This window comes from Brevibacillus sp. 7WMA2 (genome assembly GCF_010748895.1).
In the GTDB taxonomy this organism is placed as follows: Bacteria; Bacillota; Bacilli; order Brevibacillales; family Brevibacillaceae; genus Brevibacillus_B; species Brevibacillus_B halotolerans.
Genome location: NZ_CP048799.1, coordinates 3,352,605 through 3,369,858, shown reverse-complemented (window position 1 = coordinate 3,369,858; position 17,254 = coordinate 3,352,605). Strand labels below are relative to the sequence as shown.

Annotated in this window: 13 protein-coding genes and 1 other RNA gene; 10 read left to right on the top strand and 4 right to left on the bottom strand. The window is 45.3% G+C overall.

Translation table 11 applies throughout. The features are described from left to right. Window positions 1-6 precede the first annotated feature (6 nt). Window positions 7-1,296: a phosphopyruvate hydratase gene (gene eno, locus GOP56_RS14060; RefSeq protein WP_163245898.1), complete on the top strand. Its 1,290-nt coding sequence runs from the start codon at window positions 7-9 to the stop codon at window positions 1,294-1,296. A 288-nt stretch (window positions 1,297-1,584) separates the two neighbouring features. On the opposite strand, the gene GOP56_RS14055 is transcribed toward eno, so the two are convergent. Further along, window positions 1,585-1,986, bottom strand: a complete 402-nt coding sequence (locus GOP56_RS14055; protein ID WP_003334398.1) for a c-type cytochrome — start codon at window positions 1,984-1,986, stop codon at window positions 1,585-1,587. A gap of 419 nt (window positions 1,987-2,405) precedes the next feature. Between GOP56_RS14055 and secG the strand changes: the two genes are divergently transcribed. From secG to ssrA, 4 genes are all read left to right on the top strand, one after another. Then, complete coding sequence (secG, locus tag GOP56_RS14050; protein WP_003334399.1) at window positions 2,406-2,648, top strand: preprotein translocase subunit SecG; 243 nt, start codon at window positions 2,406-2,408, stop codon at window positions 2,646-2,648. Between the two features lie 184 nt (window positions 2,649-2,832). Next, complete coding sequence (gene rnr / locus GOP56_RS14045) at window positions 2,833-5,322, top strand: ribonuclease R (RefSeq protein ID WP_163245897.1); 2,490 nt, start codon at window positions 2,833-2,835, stop codon at window positions 5,320-5,322. A 104-nt stretch (window positions 5,323-5,426) separates the two neighbouring features. Then, window positions 5,427-5,900, top strand: a complete 474-nt coding sequence (gene smpB, locus GOP56_RS14040) for an SsrA-binding protein SmpB (RefSeq protein ID WP_163245896.1) — start codon at window positions 5,427-5,429, stop codon at window positions 5,898-5,900. Window positions 5,901-6,090: 190 nt separating this feature from the next. Then, window positions 6,091-6,445: a transfer-messenger RNA gene (ssrA, locus tag GOP56_RS14035) on the top strand. Window positions 6,446-6,907: 462 nt separating this feature from the next. Here ssrA and GOP56_RS24005 read toward each other — a convergent pair. From GOP56_RS24005 to GOP56_RS23995, 3 genes are all read right to left on the bottom strand, one after another. Then, window positions 6,908-7,297, bottom strand: coding sequence for a recombinase family protein (locus GOP56_RS24005; RefSeq protein WP_254068732.1), 390 nt, complete (start codon window positions 7,295-7,297; stop codon window positions 6,908-6,910). An 89-nt stretch (window positions 7,298-7,386) separates the two neighbouring features. Continuing rightward, a complete protein-coding gene (locus GOP56_RS24000) occupies window positions 7,387-7,629 on the bottom strand; it encodes a hypothetical protein (protein WP_254068424.1) in 243 nt (80 codons plus the stop codon). Between the two features lie 46 nt (window positions 7,630-7,675). Beyond that, entirely contained in the window at window positions 7,676-7,864 is a 189-nt protein-coding gene (locus GOP56_RS23995) for a recombinase family protein (protein WP_254068730.1), read from the bottom strand. Window positions 7,865-7,961: 97 nt separating this feature from the next. Here GOP56_RS23995 and GOP56_RS14025 point away from each other — a divergent pair, with 97 nt between their 5' ends. From GOP56_RS14025 to GOP56_RS14005, 5 genes are all read left to right on the top strand, one after another. After that, window positions 7,962-8,333 carry a transposase gene (locus tag GOP56_RS14025; protein WP_163245895.1) on the top strand — a complete coding sequence of 124 codons (372 nt, stop codon included), beginning with the start codon at window positions 7,962-7,964 and terminating at the stop codon, window positions 8,331-8,333. A gap of 709 nt (window positions 8,334-9,042) precedes the next feature. Continuing rightward, window positions 9,043-10,545: a TIGR02677 family protein gene (locus GOP56_RS14020; protein WP_163245894.1), complete on the top strand. Its 1,503-nt coding sequence runs from the start codon at window positions 9,043-9,045 to the stop codon at window positions 10,543-10,545. Then, window positions 10,538-11,689, top strand: coding sequence for a TIGR02678 family protein (locus GOP56_RS14015; RefSeq protein WP_163245893.1), 1,152 nt, complete (start codon window positions 10,538-10,540; stop codon window positions 11,687-11,689). The genes GOP56_RS14020 and GOP56_RS14015 overlap by 8 nt, the downstream gene beginning before the upstream one ends. A 16-nt stretch (window positions 11,690-11,705) precedes the next feature. Then, a complete protein-coding gene (locus GOP56_RS14010; protein WP_163245892.1) occupies window positions 11,706-15,809 on the top strand; it encodes a TIGR02680 family protein in 4,104 nt (1,367 codons plus the stop codon). Next, on the top strand, window positions 15,799-17,202 hold the full coding sequence (locus tag GOP56_RS14005; RefSeq protein ID WP_163245891.1) for a TIGR02679 domain-containing protein: 1,404 nt from the start codon (window positions 15,799-15,801) through the stop codon (window positions 17,200-17,202). The genes GOP56_RS14010 and GOP56_RS14005 overlap by 11 nt, the downstream gene beginning before the upstream one ends. Window positions 17,203-17,254: the final 52 nt, after the last annotated feature.

Genomic DNA, 17,254 nt, shown 5'->3' with positions numbered 1-17,254 from the left:
GCATTAATGACAACAATTATTACTGATATTTACGCTCGCGAAATTCTGGATTCCCGTGGTAACCCAACTCTAGAGGTAGAAGTATACTTGGAAGACGGTTCTATGGGCCGTGCAGCAGTTCCATCTGGTGCTTCCACTGGTGCACACGAAGCAGTTGAGCTTCGCGATGGTGACAAATCTCGTTACCTAGGTAAAGGTGTAACAAAAGCTGTTGCAAACGTAAACGATACAATCGCACCTGAGCTAATCGGTATGGACGCTACTGACCAAGTTGGTATCGACATGACGATGATCGCTTTAGACGGTACTCCAAACAAAGCAAAATTGGGTGCTAACGCTATCCTAGGTGTATCTATGGCAGTAGCTCGTGCAGCAGCTACTTCTCTAGGTGTTTCCTTGTACAACTACATGGGTGGATTCAACGCGAAAACTCTTCCAGTTCCTATGATGAACATCCTTAACGGTGGAGAGCACGCTGATAACACAGTAGATATTCAAGAATTCATGGTTATGCCAGTAAATGCTCATTCTTTCAAAGAAGCTCTACGTATGGGTTCTGAAATCTTCCACTCCTTGAAAAAGGTTCTTCATGATAAAGGCCTTAACACAGCAGTAGGTGACGAAGGTGGCTTCGCTCCTAACTTGAAATCCAACGAAGAAGCGATCACTACAATCCTAGAAGCTATCAAAGCTGCTGGATACGAAGCTGGTAAAGACGTATTCATCGCTCTTGACGTAGCTGCTACTGAAATGTTCAAAGATGGCAAATACCACTTCACTGGTGAAGGCGTAGTAAAAACGACAGAAGAAATGGTTGCTTTCTATGAAGGCCTAGTATCCAAATACCCAATCATCTCTATCGAGGACGGATTGGCTGAGGATGACTGGGAAGGTTGGAAGCTTCTAACTGACCGCCTAGGAAGCAAAGTTCAATTGGTTGGTGACGATTTGTTCGTAACCAACACAGAACGTCTAATTACTGGTATTGAAAAAGATACTGCTAACTCCATCTTGGTTAAAGTTAACCAAATCGGTACATTGACTGAGACTTTCGATGCAATCGAAATGGCTAAACGCGCTGGTTACACAGCAGTTATCTCTCACCGTTCTGGTGAAACAGAAGATTCCACAATCGCTGACATCGCGGTTGCAACTAACGCTGGTCAAATTAAAACAGGTGCTCCATCCCGTACAGACCGTGTTGCGAAATACAACCAATTGCTTCGTTTGGAAGATGAATTGGGTGAAACAGCTCGTTACGGTGGCCGTGCAGCATTCTACAATCTTAAAAAATAAGCTTCGTTTTATACGAAAAGACATCTTTGCTTTTGCAAGGGTGTCTTTTTTTGTTCATGGAACAAAAAGATCGAACAAGGAGTATTGAATGCGCAGGAGTGGTATACCTTGGTAGAGATGCATTATCGCCATCATCCCTTACAAAAAGAGCATTGCAAGCATTTTTATCACGGATGAAGCAGCAAAAACAAAGAAGCTCTGATGTCATTTGGACGATCAGAGCTTTTGACTATATCAGGAAAGGCGCTCGTCTGATATATTTTTGATGTGTTCGGAAGAGTAAATGAATTATTTCTTTTCAGACAACCATTTAGATACTGCTGATATTTCCTTTGCGTCTTGAAGAACACCTTTTGGCATAGTACCTTTACCGTTTTTGATGACATCACTTATCGCTTTTTCATCAAGCTGCGAGCCGATGTTTGCAAGTGCGGGACCCACCATGCCTTCCAGGTTTTGACCGTGACAGGATGTACATTTTTGTTTAACAATTTCTTCAGCATTGATATTGGTAGTTCCACCAGCTCCGCCGCCCTTTGCTTCTTCGCCATGTTTAGGCGGATAAATAATAGAGGCTACGAGGAACAGTACGAAAACGAGGAACAAGATACCAAAAGAGAACCCAAATGCTTTCGCCGAGTCAACTACGTCGTTTTGATTCACGTCTTTCTTAAAGTTTGAACCAGCCATGCGAAAGGAACCTCCTAAATACTAGATATAAGAATGAAACCTACTTGCATTTTACGGGAAAAGCAGTGTACTTGCAAGGAAAGTGACACACTAGTTCACAATGTACACAATTCTGACAATATTTAAAGAACTTATGCTTTCTTACCTTATTATAGAAACATATTCAAAATGATGGATAAAGTAAGCGCTTTTATGGGTAAAAAAGGTAAAGATTAAAAGTGAAATAAATTGATTAATCTATAAAAGTCTGACATTTATCATTATAAAACCTTGGCAATTTTTTGTATAGGGAATCCATTGTCTGGAAGTGTATGGAAAGGATGTTTCAGCAAGTTGTTGTTCCCTTTTAATTGTGGTAAAGTAAAGATTATAGACAATGAAGGGTCGGTTGTACTTACATTGTAACGAGGTGAAATATTATGCTAGCTTTACTTGCAAAGATTTTCTTAATAGTTTCCGCTATCGGTTTAATTCTTGTCGTTCTTCTGCAATCCGGTAAAAGCGCCGGTCTTTCTGGTGCAATTAGCGGTGGGGCTGAACAACTTGTTGGTAAACAGAAAGCAAGAGGAATGGATGCTGTTTTAGGTAAAATCACAGTGGTTCTCGCTGTATTATTTATGCTATCCGCTATCTTGCTGGCATTCTTCCTTCAAGCAAAGTAAATGGTAAAAAGACAGCAGACGCTTTTGTGTTGCTGTCTTTTTTTGTACGCATTTCTACATATGATGGTACAAAGAAATAAATGACGGGTACAATAGTAAGGAAAGTATTACGAGAGAAGAACATGTTTTGTGTTGAACATAACTTGGCATACTAAAACATAATCAAGAAAAAAGGAGCTTTTACATGAAAGATATAGATATCCTTTCCTTTATGAGGGAACAGGCGTATCATCCGATGACAATACATGAACTAGAAGAAGCGTTTGGCTTACAGAACTCAAACGATTTTAAGCAGCTAGTAAAAACCTTGAATCAGCTTGAGGATAATGGGGAAGTTGTACGTACACGTGCAAACCGCTATGGGATTCCAGAAAAAATGAACTTGGTTCGCGGTAGGCTGCAAAACCATCCTAAAGGGTTTGGCTTTGTCATTCCCGAGACTCAAGGCGAAGAGGATGTGTATGTGCACTCTAATGATATGCAGGGAGCAATGCACGGGGATACGGTATTAGTTCGAGTGGAAAAAGAAGCATTCGGAAGTCGGCTGGAGGGTAAAATCGTTCGGATAGTGGAACGTAGCACTCATACGATTGTCGGAACCTATCAGGATGAACGCCATTACGGCTTTGTTATTCCAGATGACAAGCGGATTGGTAAAGATATCTTTATTCCACAGCAAGCAGTAAATGGGGCTGTAGATGGCCATAAAGTGGTTGTACAGATCGTTAAGTACGCAGAGGGTAGAGGAAACCCCGAAGGAGAAATAACCGAGATTCTAGGGCATAAAAATGATCCTGGGGTGGATATCCTTTCGATTATTAGAAAGTTTAACTTACCAGAGGGATTTCCCGATGATGTGCTTGCAGAAGCGGAAGCGGCTCCAGATCGAATTTCGGATGAAGAGATAAAAGGTAGACGCGACCTGCGTGAGCGCATGATGGTTACGATTGATGGAGCAGATGCAAAGGATTTGGACGATGCCGTTTCTCTGGAGCAATTAGAGAACGGGAATGTGCGTCTAGGCGTTCACATTGCTGATGTAAGCTATTATGTCAAAGGAAAATCATCTTTAGATCAGGAAGCATACAGACGTGGTACAAGCGTGTATCTAGTGGATCGAGTCATTCCGATGATCCCACACCGATTATCAAACGGTATTTGTAGCTTAAATCCAAAAGTGGATCGGTTAACGATTACCTGTGATATGGAATTTGATGCAGGGGCTAATGTTGTTTCGTATGATATCTATTTAAGTGTGATTCGAACCAACGAGCGAATGACATATGCAGATGTGCGTAGTATTTTAGTGGATCAGGATCAGGAGTTACGTGAGAAATATCAGGAATTAGTCCCGATGTTTGAAAGCATGGAAGAGCTTTGTCTCAAATTGCGTAAAAAACGGATGCAGCGTGGGGCTATCGATTTTGATTTCCGTGAGGCGAAAATTTATGTAGACGCTGAAGGAACACCAACCGATATCGGCTTCCGCACACGCTCTATAGCTGAGCAAATCATTGAAGAGTTCATGCTCGCAGCCAATGAAACAGTTGCAGAACACTTCCATAAGCTGAAGCGTCCTTTTATTTACCGGATTCATGAAGATCCAAAGGAAGAAAAGCTACAAAACTTCATGGAGTTCATCACTAGCTTTGGGTACAGCGTGCGCGGCAAGGGAACGTCGGTTCATCCAAAAGCATTACAGCAGCTGTTGGAGGAAATCAAGGGGACACCAGAAGAAGTCATTATTAGTACGGTATTGCTTCGTTCCATGAAACAAGCACGTTACGATGCAGAAAGTATGGGACACTTTGGGCTATCTACCGATTACTACACGCATTTTACTTCGCCTATTCGCCGTTATCCGGATTTAATTGTGCACCGAATGATTCGTTTATGGTTGGAGAAAAAACAGCTTGATGCGAAGGAAGAAGCATATTGGATTGCTGAAATGCCAATCATCGCAGAACATACTTCACAACGAGAACGCGTAGCAGTAGATGCCGAGCGTGAAACAGACGATCTGAAAAAAGCTGAGTACATGCTACAGCATATTGGCGAAGAGTTCGAGGGCGTGATTTCAAGTGTCACCTCCTTCGGTATCTTTGTAGAGCTGCCAAACACGATTGAGGGATTAGTCCACGTTAGCTATCTAACAGACGACTATTATAATTACCATGAAAAAATGTACGCTCTGATCGGAGAACGTACAGGGAAGCAGTATCGCATTGGCGATGAGGTTTTGGTCCGTGTAACTACTGTTAATGTTGACGAACGTACCATTGACTTTGAAATCGTAGGTATGAAAAAGCCAAGTGAGCTACGATTTAACAGATCTCGTCAGGCAAAAGTGATTAATGGTAATGGCCGAGACAAGGATCGCGGTGGTAATCGAAAACAGCGTCGTTCGAAGTCTTATAAAGATACGGGTCCGGCGGCTGCGAAACGAAAGCATAAGCAGGAACGAAATCAAGGTGGTCAAAATACCCGTGGAAAAGATGCACAGCGTCGTTCAACTGGTAAAACAGGAGCGGGACGGTTTGTCGCACTTCCAGGCCAAGAAAATCAGGAAGCAGTGGAATCCAAACAAAAGGGCTTTTGGGAGGATTTTGTAAGCTCCAAGCAAAAGAAAAAACGAAAATCCGTGGTAAAACAAGCGAAGCGTAAGCGGAGGTAATCTTAGAAGAGACGCAAGAAGGCAATGGAGTACAAAGCATTGCCTTCTTGTCTTATTTTTGTTAAAATTAAAGGCACTACTCTTGCTCAGATGAGGTGATTTCCGTGACCGTTTCTAAAAAAGGAACAAAAACTGTAGCCCAAAACAAAAAAGCCCGACATGATTATCACATTGAAGAAGTGATGGAGGCAGGTATCGAGCTAACCGGTACGGAAATCAAGTCGATTCGAGGCGGACGAGTGCAGCTGAAGGATAGTTTTGCTCGTATTGTTAATGGAGAGCTTATTTTATATAACGTGCACATTAGCCCTTACGAACAAGGCAATCGATTCAATCATGAACCTGAACGAAATCGCCGTTTGTTAATGAAGCGTTTGGAGATTCTGAAATTGAACAGCTTGATTCGTGAACAGGGATATTCCCTTGTTCCGCTTAGCATTTATTTAAAAAAAGGCTGGGCAAAGCTTGAGCTTGCTGTTGTCCGTGGGAAAAAGAATTATGACAAGCGTGAGGACCTGAAGAAAAAGGATGCCCAACGCGAGGTTGCGAGAGCCCTGAGAGACCGTCAGAAATATTAGAGGAAAAGAACGGCTTCAGGCGGCAGTTCTTCCAACTCTGCCAGTAACCCACATTGAGATTTTTACGTAAACTGTGGTAGTATAGGTGTACAACGATGGACGATTTGAGACATCGTTGCAAGCCATTTATTTTATATGAGGCTGTGTAGTAAAGAAAAACTGAATAAGTTTTCTTTGCTCTTTCTATCCTGGGGGCGTTTTGGATTCGACGGGGATGGTAGAGCATGAGAAGCGAGCCGGGGGGCTGCGGACCTCGTCAACAACGCGGAAAGCCATTAACTGGCAACAAACAACTTTCTCTAGCTGCCTAATCTCAGCTAGGTGCTACCACTCCATCGCCCATGTGGCGTGACTAGCACTCACTCTTAGTGGGATACGCCTGAGGCTTCCGTCTGGAGCCGATGGAAGAAGATCAATCAGACTAGGTAGCGGGTCAGCGCGTCACTCCGCGAATCCACTACCGAAACATAAATGAGTGACTGCGCTCGGAGATGCTCATGTATCGCTGTTTTCGGACGGGGGTTCGAATCCCCCCGCCTCCACCTAACAAATCCACAATTTGATCATGAAGATAATATCTATCACCTTTTCGTCATAACTACCGATGAATTTCTTAATTTCAGGAATGTTTTCTCAGTTACATAAATCTTGAACATGCCAAACAGTTGTCGCAGGATGTCCTCCGTGATGACTGTTTTTTTGTTATTCAGATCGAGTTCTTTGATGTTAAACTCCAGATGGTTTCTTTGCTCCTCTAGTTCCGTCATTTTTTCCATGAACGTCGCTTGAGTGAAGCCTTGGGCAACTGCCGAAACGATGTTGTCGAGCTGTTTGTTGACTTCCTGGAGTTTGGCTTTTAGTACTGACAGATCTTCCTGCCGCTCAGTATTCAGCGAGTTCTAATGCTCGTTCAACTGCTCAACTAGATGGGGGATCACATCGTCATTGAAAATCTGGGCGTGTAGTTCGGAAATCACGAAGTTTTCGATGTGCTCTCTTCGCAATTCCTAGTTGTCACAGTTCTTTTTGTTGTCTCGATTGCCACTCCGGTATGTCACGTACGTCATTTTGTTTCTGGCGATGGGGTGGGAGTTGTCCATCATAGCGAACTCGTGATCGTGTTTCTCAAGGCATTCGCCGCAGACGATCATGCCGCTGAGGAGATAGGTTTCTGTTGCCTCGTACGCTGCTGGAGAACGCTTGGTGCCTTTCATTTTTTCAAAGACTTTCTGGTAATCTTCGGGGGAGATGAGGGCTGGCATTCCGTCTGGGACGCGGACCACATCCTTATCGTCTTTTATGGCATGTCCATTACGCTTGCCGAAAGCGTTCTTGCTCGCGGTCTTTTTGAAAACATACACGCCGGAGTACTTTTCATTTCGCAGGATGTCGTGAATGCTATTCTTGCCGAAAGGTTTTCCCAGCTTTATTTTGTAGCCTTTGGCGTTGGTGCATCGATGATTTTGTTGTACCCGTACCCATCCAGTTACATAGAAAAGATCATTTTAACTTGAGCAGCTTCTGTCTCGTTAATGACGTACTGTTTGGAGACTGGATCGACGTCGTAACCGTGGGGAGAGAGACCGCCTGTATGCTCGTATTGAAAGGCATTTTCTTTTATGCCTTTCATCACTTCTCGGGTTAGGTTTTTGCTGCAGTATGCCGCCATTCCTTCGATAACAGATTCAAGCCTAATACTCTCAGGTGAGTCATCCAGGTTTTCTGTCACACTCAGAACTCGTACGCCATTCTGTCTTAGTTTTCTTTTATAGTGGCTATTGTCTGTCGTACCTGTCGCGTCTGAAGCGGTCTAGCTTGTGGACGATTACGTATTCAAACAGGTTGAGTGCGCTATCATGAATCATTTTTTGAAATTCAGGTTGCTTTTCCGATGTAGCATTTTTGGCTCGATCTGCGTAGACCTTTACGATTTCGAAGTTGTTTAGTTTGGCATATTCCTCAATGGCTTGATTTTGAGCATCGATTGATTCGTCTCGCTGGTTGTCGCTAGGGCGTGTTTTTAGACTTTGAATGCGTCTTAAAATTTGGTAAACTTTTCATATGGGAAGACGATACGAACTACGCGCCGACCAATGGGAAAAGCTTAAAGAGCTCTTGCCACCTGAGCGGAAGGCACAAGGCAGACGTCCGGCGAAGGACAATCGCCAGATGCTGAATGCGATACTTTGTGTGGTCCGCTCGGAAGCAGCATTGCGGGATCTGCCCGACTATTATGGAGCGTGGCATTCCGTGTATATGCGGTTCCGCCGCTGGGAACAAGCGGGCCTGCTCGACCGGCTCGAAGTACGGGACACTGAACCGGATGCCGAAAGCGTCATGATCGATGCCTCCATCATCCGGGTTCACCAGCACGGGGCCAAAGCAAAAAGAGGCAGCAATTCCAAGCGATCGGAATTTCACTGGGAGGCTTAGCCTCCAAAGTCCACGCGGTCGTGGACGCACTCAGCTACCCGTTGAAATAGGAAGGGACACCGGCAACGTGAACGACTGCGTAACGGGCTATGAGATCCTGTAAAAGATGGATGTCGAAGGCAAACGTTATGGCAGACTACGGATATGACACAAACAAGATCTTCGCACTGCTGGAAGAGAAGTAGGCGCATGTGGTCATTCCCAGTTGCAAGCATTGCACCGTCCAACGTCTAACCGATGGGCGACTGTTCAAAGAGCGTCACTTGGTCGAGTGCTTGTTCAACAAACTGAAGCATAATCGCCGACTGACGACCCGGTCGATAAATTGCCTCGTACCTTTGTCACTTTCTTAAAGCTTGCCTCGGCTATGATTTGGTTGGCTTAGGCTTTGAAAACACACCCTAGAAATATCCTAACCACCATTAAAATGTTGTCGGAAAAGTTTGATATCAATTGAAGGGGCTCTCAGAATGTTGCAATTTGAATTATCCGGCGCTGCTACTGTATCGCCCTCATTAGCGTATCAGTTGTGACTGCTTACTTAACAATAAAAAATCATAAGAATATACATTCCATGACAAATATCTGTCTCTATGGGCTATTAATAAAGCTGGAGTGGTTTGGTGTTTTTTGAAGTGGCGAAAATGTTTCTGATCCTAAGATTCCAGAGTAGATACATACATATCAGTCTTAGAAAGGAGATTGCCGAATGAGCCTTCTATTAAATTCCGTAAAAGAGGCGACATATCTTGTTGTTCCTAAAGCAGAAAGATACCGTCCAATCTGCTACGTTTTCTATCAGAAGTACCGTCAGGAATACAACTCTTATATGTTCCTGGATGATGTGTATCAAGAATTAGTAACGTCAGAGCAGTTTGGCCCTCACTTTAAGGATTACTCCGAGAAAGAATTGGAAGAAGACCTCAAGGCGCTCGTGAAATGGAACAACCTGATCGTCCATCAAGACGAATCCCATGCACAATGCATCGAGGATTTTTATAAACGCAAGAATTATTATGAGGTCACGCAATATACCATTTCACTCGAACGTACGCTTGAGGAGATGCAGCATAATCTGCAGGCGATCCGCGGTGGATCGTTCGAGCGCGTTTTGGCGGACCATATTTTAGAGGACCTGACCAAACTTCGCAGGTGGAGACCTTCGGACAATGGGACGTTGGGCGATATCCGCAACATCTGGCGGGACCTCATGTCCCGATTTGAAGCCCTTCGCAACGGTACCGCCGACTTTTTGTCACACGTAAACAGCGAACCATATGAACGCCTGATCCGCACGGAGTCATTTTTGCCGTACAAAGAAAAATTTGTATGTCTGTTAAGCGACTTCGTGGTCGGCATTATGGAGAAGAAAGATTTGATCGAGGAGCGCCTCGGGTTCATCGATGAAAGTGAGATCGAGCACATTATTTCCGCGATTGTTTCTTACGAAGCGGAGCAGCAGATTGATGATAAGTTTGAGGTGGAGCTTGCCTCCGAGCGAAGAAGGGCAGAATGGCTCGGTTTTAAAGGGTGGTTCGTAGAGATTAATGGCCGCAAAGCGAGTTCCCGATTTCTCATCGAGCAAACCCGCGGCACCATCCAAAAAATTGTACGGATTGCAGATCAGATCAGCGATAAATTCAACTACTTTAAAAGCCGCAAGAATGACTATTTGGAACTGGCCCGTATTTTTGCGAACACTTCGGACTTGCGGGACTGTCATGTTATTGCTGGCGCGATGTTTGGCGTTTCCACCACAAAACATTTCTTAGTCCCACGTAAATCTGAGGATGATAACACTAAGTACGTGTGGGAATGTGTTCCATTCGAACAGCCGCTCAACAAAAAGACTCCTGGGAACCGCAACGGACGCACCAAACTGCCTGTATACGAAGATCCCTTAGCACAGATGTCTCTGGTTCAGGAACATCTGGAGAAAACGCGGATGGTGCAAGAGCAATTCAACAGCCTGATCAAGGACGGAAAAATTACGCTGGATGAGATCGGTGTCGTGTATCCCGAAGTGCGAGATCTGCTACTTGAGTTGTTGGGACAAGCCATGATTACAAAAGGCTTAAAAAGTCGAACGGAAGACGGGCGCCGATTTTATCTTAGGTTACGTTCCAGCAAGCGTATTCGCCTGCGTTCCACTGATGGTACACTGACGATGAATGATTACGAATTCGTGTTTATGGAGGAACAGCATGGGTAAAGATCGGTTAGTGCTTCAGGAATGCATTGAAGCCCTGTTTCATTACCACTGGATTCATCGGGACACGCAGGCGGACCTGTATTTTCAGATTCTCGCTCGAAAAGCGGAAATTGCCGACATGGTGCGCGAATACTTCGGTTATCGTTTACTCCTGCGTAATGAGTTTATCAAACTAGAGAAAATTCCCGTCTCGACAAAGCCGTTTATGGGCATTGGCGACTTTACGACGTCGCTCCACTATTTGTTTTTTTGCTGCTTCCTTGCTTTCTTGGAAGACAACGGGGAAGACAAGCAGTTTACGCTGCATAACGCTTGTGATGCCATCCGTATGTATTATCCTGAAGAAGCCGTTCCTTTCGCCTGGGAGGAACGTTCGCACCGTAGGGCCTTTGCAGATGTTCTGCAGCATTGCGTGAAATTGAGGCTCGTCTATGTCGTGCACCGTGACATCGACGGGTTTCGAGACGATGAAAGGTATGATGTTTTGTTTCAGACCACGCCTTATTTTCGTCACTTCGCACCGCTTTACTTCTTTGATCTCAGCAAAATCCAAAATCGTAGTCAGTTGGAAGAGTACATTGCGAAAGAGATTGCCAATGGCACAACCCCGAGACAACGGCTCCTGCGCAGATTCTTTTTAGAATCGGCCGTATATGATGACGAACTGTCAGCAGAGGAAGTCAAGCTTCTGGAAGAGAGGGAAGAGCTAGAGAGACTGAACGAAATGATTTCAGGACCGTTTGAATATTGGCACCTCGAACGGTACCATCGCACGACGATGCTCACCCATGCAGAAAACCGTTACGGTGACTATTATCCCAAAGATGATCAGATTTCAAATGCAGCCGTGCAATATGCAACCCTCATTTGGGATAAGGTAAACAGCCAAGAAGTAGCTCTTGACCATAACGGCCGTGTTCTATGTTTGGAATATGAGGCGATCAAATGGTTTCAAGAGATCAAAGATCTGCATAGCCATGGGTGGACCAAATCGTTTACGGAACGGCCTGTCACCGTCATTTGGAGAGAAGTTATGGAGTATATGTCTTACTTTCATATGGCGGATACGCTTACGGACAAGCAGGTTGTATTTTATTCCGCTGCGGGCCGCGTTACAGGGGAATACGTATCTCAATCTATATAAACGGAGGTGATAGGCGATGAGCACGTTTCATTTGAATCGCTTCGGTCTCATAAATTTCTGGTATCATGGTGACACGGTTTTTGAGTTTAGCAATGGGCGCCTTTTTGTCCGCGGTGCCAACGGCTCTGGTAAATCGGTATCCACTACCATGGCAGTGCCATTTTTGCTCGACGGCGATAAGCGACCGTCGCGCCTTGACCCATTCGGCTCGCAAGATCGGCGGATGATCGATCTTTTGCTCGGCAATAAGCATGTATCAAAGCGCGAGGAAGGCACAGGATATCTCTACATAGAGTACCGCAAAGGAAACACCTTTGTAACCGTTGGCATCGGCTTGAATGGAAAACGGCGGGAAAGCGACAACACCATGCGCACGTGGTATTTCATTCTCCGCAACAAGCGCATTGGGTATGACATTCAGTTGTATGATGAAAAGATTGTAAGCGGGGAAGCCAAAAAGTTTCCTCTTACCAGGGGGGACTTGGCAGACCGCATTGGCGGGGACGGAGAGGTTACCGATAGCCAGCAGCATTACGTGGAGATCGTGAATCAAGAAATCTATCGGTTTAAAACCACGCAGGAATTCAAAGAACTGATCGGCGTGCTGCTCCAGCTCCGAAGTCCGAAGCTCTCCAATGCTGTGAAAGCGAGCGAGGTGTCCAACGTTCTCTCCGATGCTCTTCCAGAATTGTCGCAATATGAATTGGCCCCGCTCTCCTCGGCGTTGGAGAGCATGGATAGCCTGCAAGAAAAGAAGACTCGTTTTGGCAGGGAACTCGGTTTCCTTACGATGTTGGCGGATGCGTACGATACATACAACCAGCTCTCTCTATATGAAAAGGCGAGATATCTCGTATCCAGCGAGAAGCGGTTTAATGAATCTATGAAGCGCATGAAGGATTATAAAACCGACGAAGCTGCGGCATTGGTAACCAAAACAAATCTAGAGCGGCAATGGACGGAACAATCCAATATCAAAGAGACCCTCCAGAGAAAAATCGTCTCCCTGCAAGATCACCCCCTCTTTACACTGGAGGAAGAGTTAGGTAAGGTAAAGGATGCCCTGCAGGAATCAGAGAACAAACTGCGAGATAAGGCCGAAGCCATGGAGAAGAATAAAGGACAACAACGCAATGTGGAGGATCGAATCAAGCGAAGCGAAGAAGAGGAATACAAAGCTGCTCAAAGCCGCGAGGATGCGCTTTCGGAGATGGAGTCGCTAGCGGATGACGCCTATTTCTTGCCCCACACCGCCTTGAGTCAGCACTTCGAATCCAGTCTCGAAAGTTTCTCAGACGCGGGATTTAAAAATTGGCAAGAAACCCTTCAGGGGCATCACGGCAAGGTGCAGGACATTGCGAGTCAACTTCGTTCCTTGCAATCTCGCCTCGAACACGAGGATCGGATGCAGCGACATGTGGCGGTCGAAGAAGAACGCGAAGAAGGAATCGAGGCAGAGATTCGTGCCTTGGAGAAAGGAATTGCCGAATGTGCCGCCTCGGTCGAACACGCCGTTATAGAATGGGCAGAAGGCGCACAACAATTTCAGGTTCAGCCTACCGAGTTTCTCGAAGCAAAGGAAATACTGCAAGGGATTGGCGACCTTCTGGATGACTCCTCCCCTGCGGCGGTTACGGATTGGTTAAACGTTTTGTACAACAAGCGCCTCGGCGCACTTCAAGAAGAGCGAGCAAACCTTACAGCCTCCATTGGTCTTCTACAAGAGCAAATTGAGGAAACGGAAACAAAGGTGGAAGAGCTGTCTGCGCAAACGGAGATAGAGCCCGATCTTACCGCTTCTGAGGTGGTGGAAATGGAGCGTTTGCGCGCACAGAACATCCGCGCCGCTTATTTTTATGAAACAGTTGAATTTATGGAAAACATAGAACCGTCCGTGAAAGAAGCCATCGAAGGCGCTATTACACGCGCGGGCCTTCTAACGGCCCTTGTGGTGCATGAAAGCGATCGTTCGATGGTTGCCGCTTCCATGACCGTAGTACAAACAGGCTCTTATAAAGAAGAAAATCTGCTGACTTACATGCGCTCGACGCCGATAAACGGTCTCTCCGAGGCTGACATCCGCGCCGTGCTGCAAACTATATCCATTGTTCCCCATGAGGAAGGATATGTGCTTGAAACGGGTGAATTCCGCAGCGGCATGGTCGGGGGGCTGGCACCTCGATACGAGGATGCGTACATCGGAAAATCCGCGCGGGAACAAATTCAGGCACGCAGGTTGAAAGAACTGCAAAAGTTACTTGAAGAACTCATTCACAAAAAAGACAATCTGGAATCTAAACGCTTTTCCCTGGAAAAGCAGCAGAGCCTGCTTCATATGGAGCGGGATATGTTCCCGTCTCTCGAGGGGCTAAAGGATTCCCTTGCCTGCCATGAAAACAAGACTCTGGAGCGTGTCGCCCAGCTCTCCTTATTGGAACGGCTCCAAAACGATCTGCGTGTGTATCGCAACGAGACCCAAGTCGCGCGCAATGCGCTCCATTATGTAGCGCAGGAACTGGAGCTCCCGCTTACGCACGCCAGCTATCAACAAGCGCTCGGCGATATTGCACGCTACAAAGAAATGCTCGCTGAGCTTCGCGTGGCCCACACCGCGTGGCTTGCTGAGATTAAATCGCTATCTGACCTTACAGCAGAGAAAGAACGTTTGGTTGATTATTATGAATTCCTTACCGATGAGAAAACGGATCTTGAGCGGAGTATTGCAAGGAACAAATCGCTGGAGGCGATGTATCTCGAACGGATTGAGGATCTCGGTGATACAGACGTGAAACAGGAGATCGAGGAAGCAAGAAAGGCGGCCCAGGCGGCAGATCAGCTATTGGAAAATTATAGAAATAAAATTACTGAAGCAGAAATTGACATCCGTACACTTGCTAAGAATCATGAGAAAGAACAGCCGCAAATGGAAGAGCGGCTGAGGCTTTTGAATGCGTGGACGAAATTGTATCAAGAGGAGCTGTCTCTCGGTTTTGTATGTCCTCCGCAGAGTGCTTCTCAGGTCGTGAAGGCGCTGGAGGAAACGTGCAAGGCACTTTCGTCGGATGTGGTGCTTTCGGCGCTAAAAGATGCAGAAGGCCACGCGCAGCGCGAACTTGCGGATTACAATCTAAAGCAGTCGCGTCGCACGATCCAGCTTGAGATTCAGGCAAAAGACAAGGAAAACCCGTCCTGGCAGATCCTTGAACAGCACTGCTCGCGGCAATTCCTGGTCTTTTTGCCCCAGCATGTGGAGAGCACGCCGCGTGAAGTACACCGTGATGTGGATGATCAATTAAAGCTCATCTCACAACATATTCAGGAAGAGGAGCAGAAGTTGTTTGAAAAGGTGCTCATTGATGTCGTCGGTACTGCGATCCATGAGAAAGTGCGGGCCGCGAAGCGTTGGGAACAAGACGCGAACGTGATGCTGCAGCGTGTGACGGGCACCATCCAGATGCGGCTCGAATGGGTTCCTCTCACAAGCAAAGAAGAAGACCAAATTTCGACAACGGAGTTGCTGTCGTACTTATCTAAAGAGTCCATCTATTTGACGCCGTCGCAAAAGGAAAAAGTACGCCTGCACTTCATGTCCAAAATCAATGAAGCACGCAAAAAGTGCAAGGACGACACGAGTTTCTCCATGTTTGAAGAAATGAAGAATGCGCTGGATTATCGTAGATGGTTCCGTTTTGACATGTTCATCACGCGCAAGGGTATTCCAGAGGAGCGCTTTACGAACAAGGTGTTCGGGGAGCTCAGCGGCGGGGAAAAGGCCATGAGCATCTACTCGCCTTTGTTTGCGGCGATAGCGGCCAAATATTCGTACGCCGCGCCTGATGCGCCACGTATCATTTCATTGGATGAAGCGTTTGCGGGCATCGACAGCGAAAATATTGCGCAGATGTTCCAGCTCGTACACGATTTTGAGTTCGATTATATTATGAACTCCCAGGTGCTCTGGGGCTGTTACGAAACGGTAGATGAACTCTCCATTGCTCAAATTCTTCGCTCTGTGGATTCCCCTGTGCTCGCTGTTGCACGTTACTATTGGGACGGCAAAGAAAAACATCATCTATCGCTAGAGCAAAGTATCGAGGAGCATTCCCGCAATGCAGGATAACAGGCAGCTTGTGGAGATTTTTCGACGCAGCGGCGAATTTGGCCGCCTTTTCGACTTGTATCGTAAGAAGTTTGAAAGTTATGGGGCATTCGGCACGGTGCAAATGCGGCCCACCGGAGAAGAGGAAAAAGCTCTACGCGGTTTTCTTGGCGTTCGCTACAAGGGACCTCGTTTCCCAGCCGCCGCCTTTGAAAAAGCGGCCATAGAAGCAGGATACTCGGCTTCACTGCTTGAATTGTTGGAGTTATACTACGGCTGTCAACTTTCCACCAAACGCGAACAAAAAGACTTAAGACTATCGGCTTGGACGAATCTTTTTGTTCGAGTAGAACGAGATTTTATTATCCAATTCAATATCTCAAATACTGATCTTGAAAATTTTATTCAAAAAACATTTAACTGGTTTCAAAGATTGAAGGAAGGAGAAGCCAAAGGTTATAGGGTTTTGAGAACGGTTTTTGACAGAGAAACGAATGCCTATTCAGAATTGTTAACATGTTTGAGTGCCTTATGGCATTTGCTCATGAGAAAAGACGAGATGCTTAAAGAACGTGGAATCTCTACTGGCAAAATTAGATTACCTATGTTCGCTGCTTATGTTACTGAGGACTCACATGCCTTCGATAAAACAAATGCATTAGGAAGATTATTATGGAGTGCCCTTAATGATATAAATAGCCAAAGCCTAAAACTAAGCGGAAATGTTGATAACGATACGACAGTCATGCCAGAGTATTTGTTTGAACGTCAAATTTATAGGAATTTCGACGTTCTGGACGATGATCTTAGTTCGATTTCACATGTTTTTGTACCCCATCTAATTAAAGGCACATCTCCTCGTACGTTAAATTTACGGGAAATCGAAGAGATGAAGCAATATCCAAAATATTCGTCATTGTATATTATCGAAAATCCGTCTGTCATTTCTTATCTAGTTGATGAAACCATTCATTTTCTTAATTTAAACAAATTTTCATTAGGGCAACTTCCATCAGATTTTCCAGTTCTACTTTGTACTATCGGACAGGCAAGAACTGCTTCTAAAGTATTTATAGAAAAATGTCTTGAAGCAAACCCAAGTTGCGTTATTTACTATTCTGGGGACCTTGATGTTCCAGGCATTCAGATGTTAAACAATATGAAGGAGCAGTTCTCAGCAGAATTTTACGCTTGGCGTATGGAAACTTCTATATATCGTAATTATGTTGCACCCAAAAGCAAACCTTTATCTGATGCAGACTTAAAAATCCTTCAAGGATTAGAAGGCGGTTTAGCAAAAGAGATGATACAGATTAAAGCAAAAGTTTACCAGGAATCATTTGGGAAAGAACTGAGAAGTAATTGGATTAAAGAAGTATCTTCTGTGATTTCTAAAAATCAAGTAGATAAATGAATCAAGGCAGGGATTATAATTCTTCTTATGATAGAGTGTGTTTCAAACTATG

Excerpts from the sequence above, each read along its gene's own strand:
- eno (WP_163245898.1), top strand. The coding sequence starts at position 7 with ATGACAACAATTATTACTGATATTTACGCTCGCGAAATTCTGGATTCC.
- GOP56_RS14055 (WP_003334398.1), bottom strand. The coding sequence starts at position 1,986 with ATGGCTGGTTCAAACTTTAAGAAAGACGTGAATCAAAACGACGTAGTT.
- secG (WP_003334399.1), top strand. The coding sequence starts at position 2,406 with ATGCTAGCTTTACTTGCAAAGATTTTCTTAATAGTTTCCGCTATCGGT.
- rnr (WP_163245897.1), top strand. The coding sequence starts at position 2,833 with ATGAAAGATATAGATATCCTTTCCTTTATGAGGGAACAGGCGTATCAT.
- GOP56_RS14025 (WP_163245895.1), top strand. The coding sequence starts at position 7,962 with ATGGGAAGACGATACGAACTACGCGCCGACCAATGGGAAAAGCTTAAA.
- GOP56_RS14020 (WP_163245894.1), top strand. The coding sequence starts at position 9,043 with ATGAGCCTTCTATTAAATTCCGTAAAAGAGGCGACATATCTTGTTGTT.
- GOP56_RS14015 (WP_163245893.1), top strand. The coding sequence starts at position 10,538 with ATGGGTAAAGATCGGTTAGTGCTTCAGGAATGCATTGAAGCCCTGTTT.
- GOP56_RS14010 (WP_163245892.1), top strand. The coding sequence starts at position 11,706 with ATGAGCACGTTTCATTTGAATCGCTTCGGTCTCATAAATTTCTGGTAT.
- GOP56_RS14005 (WP_163245891.1), top strand. The coding sequence starts at position 15,799 with ATGCAGGATAACAGGCAGCTTGTGGAGATTTTTCGACGCAGCGGCGAA.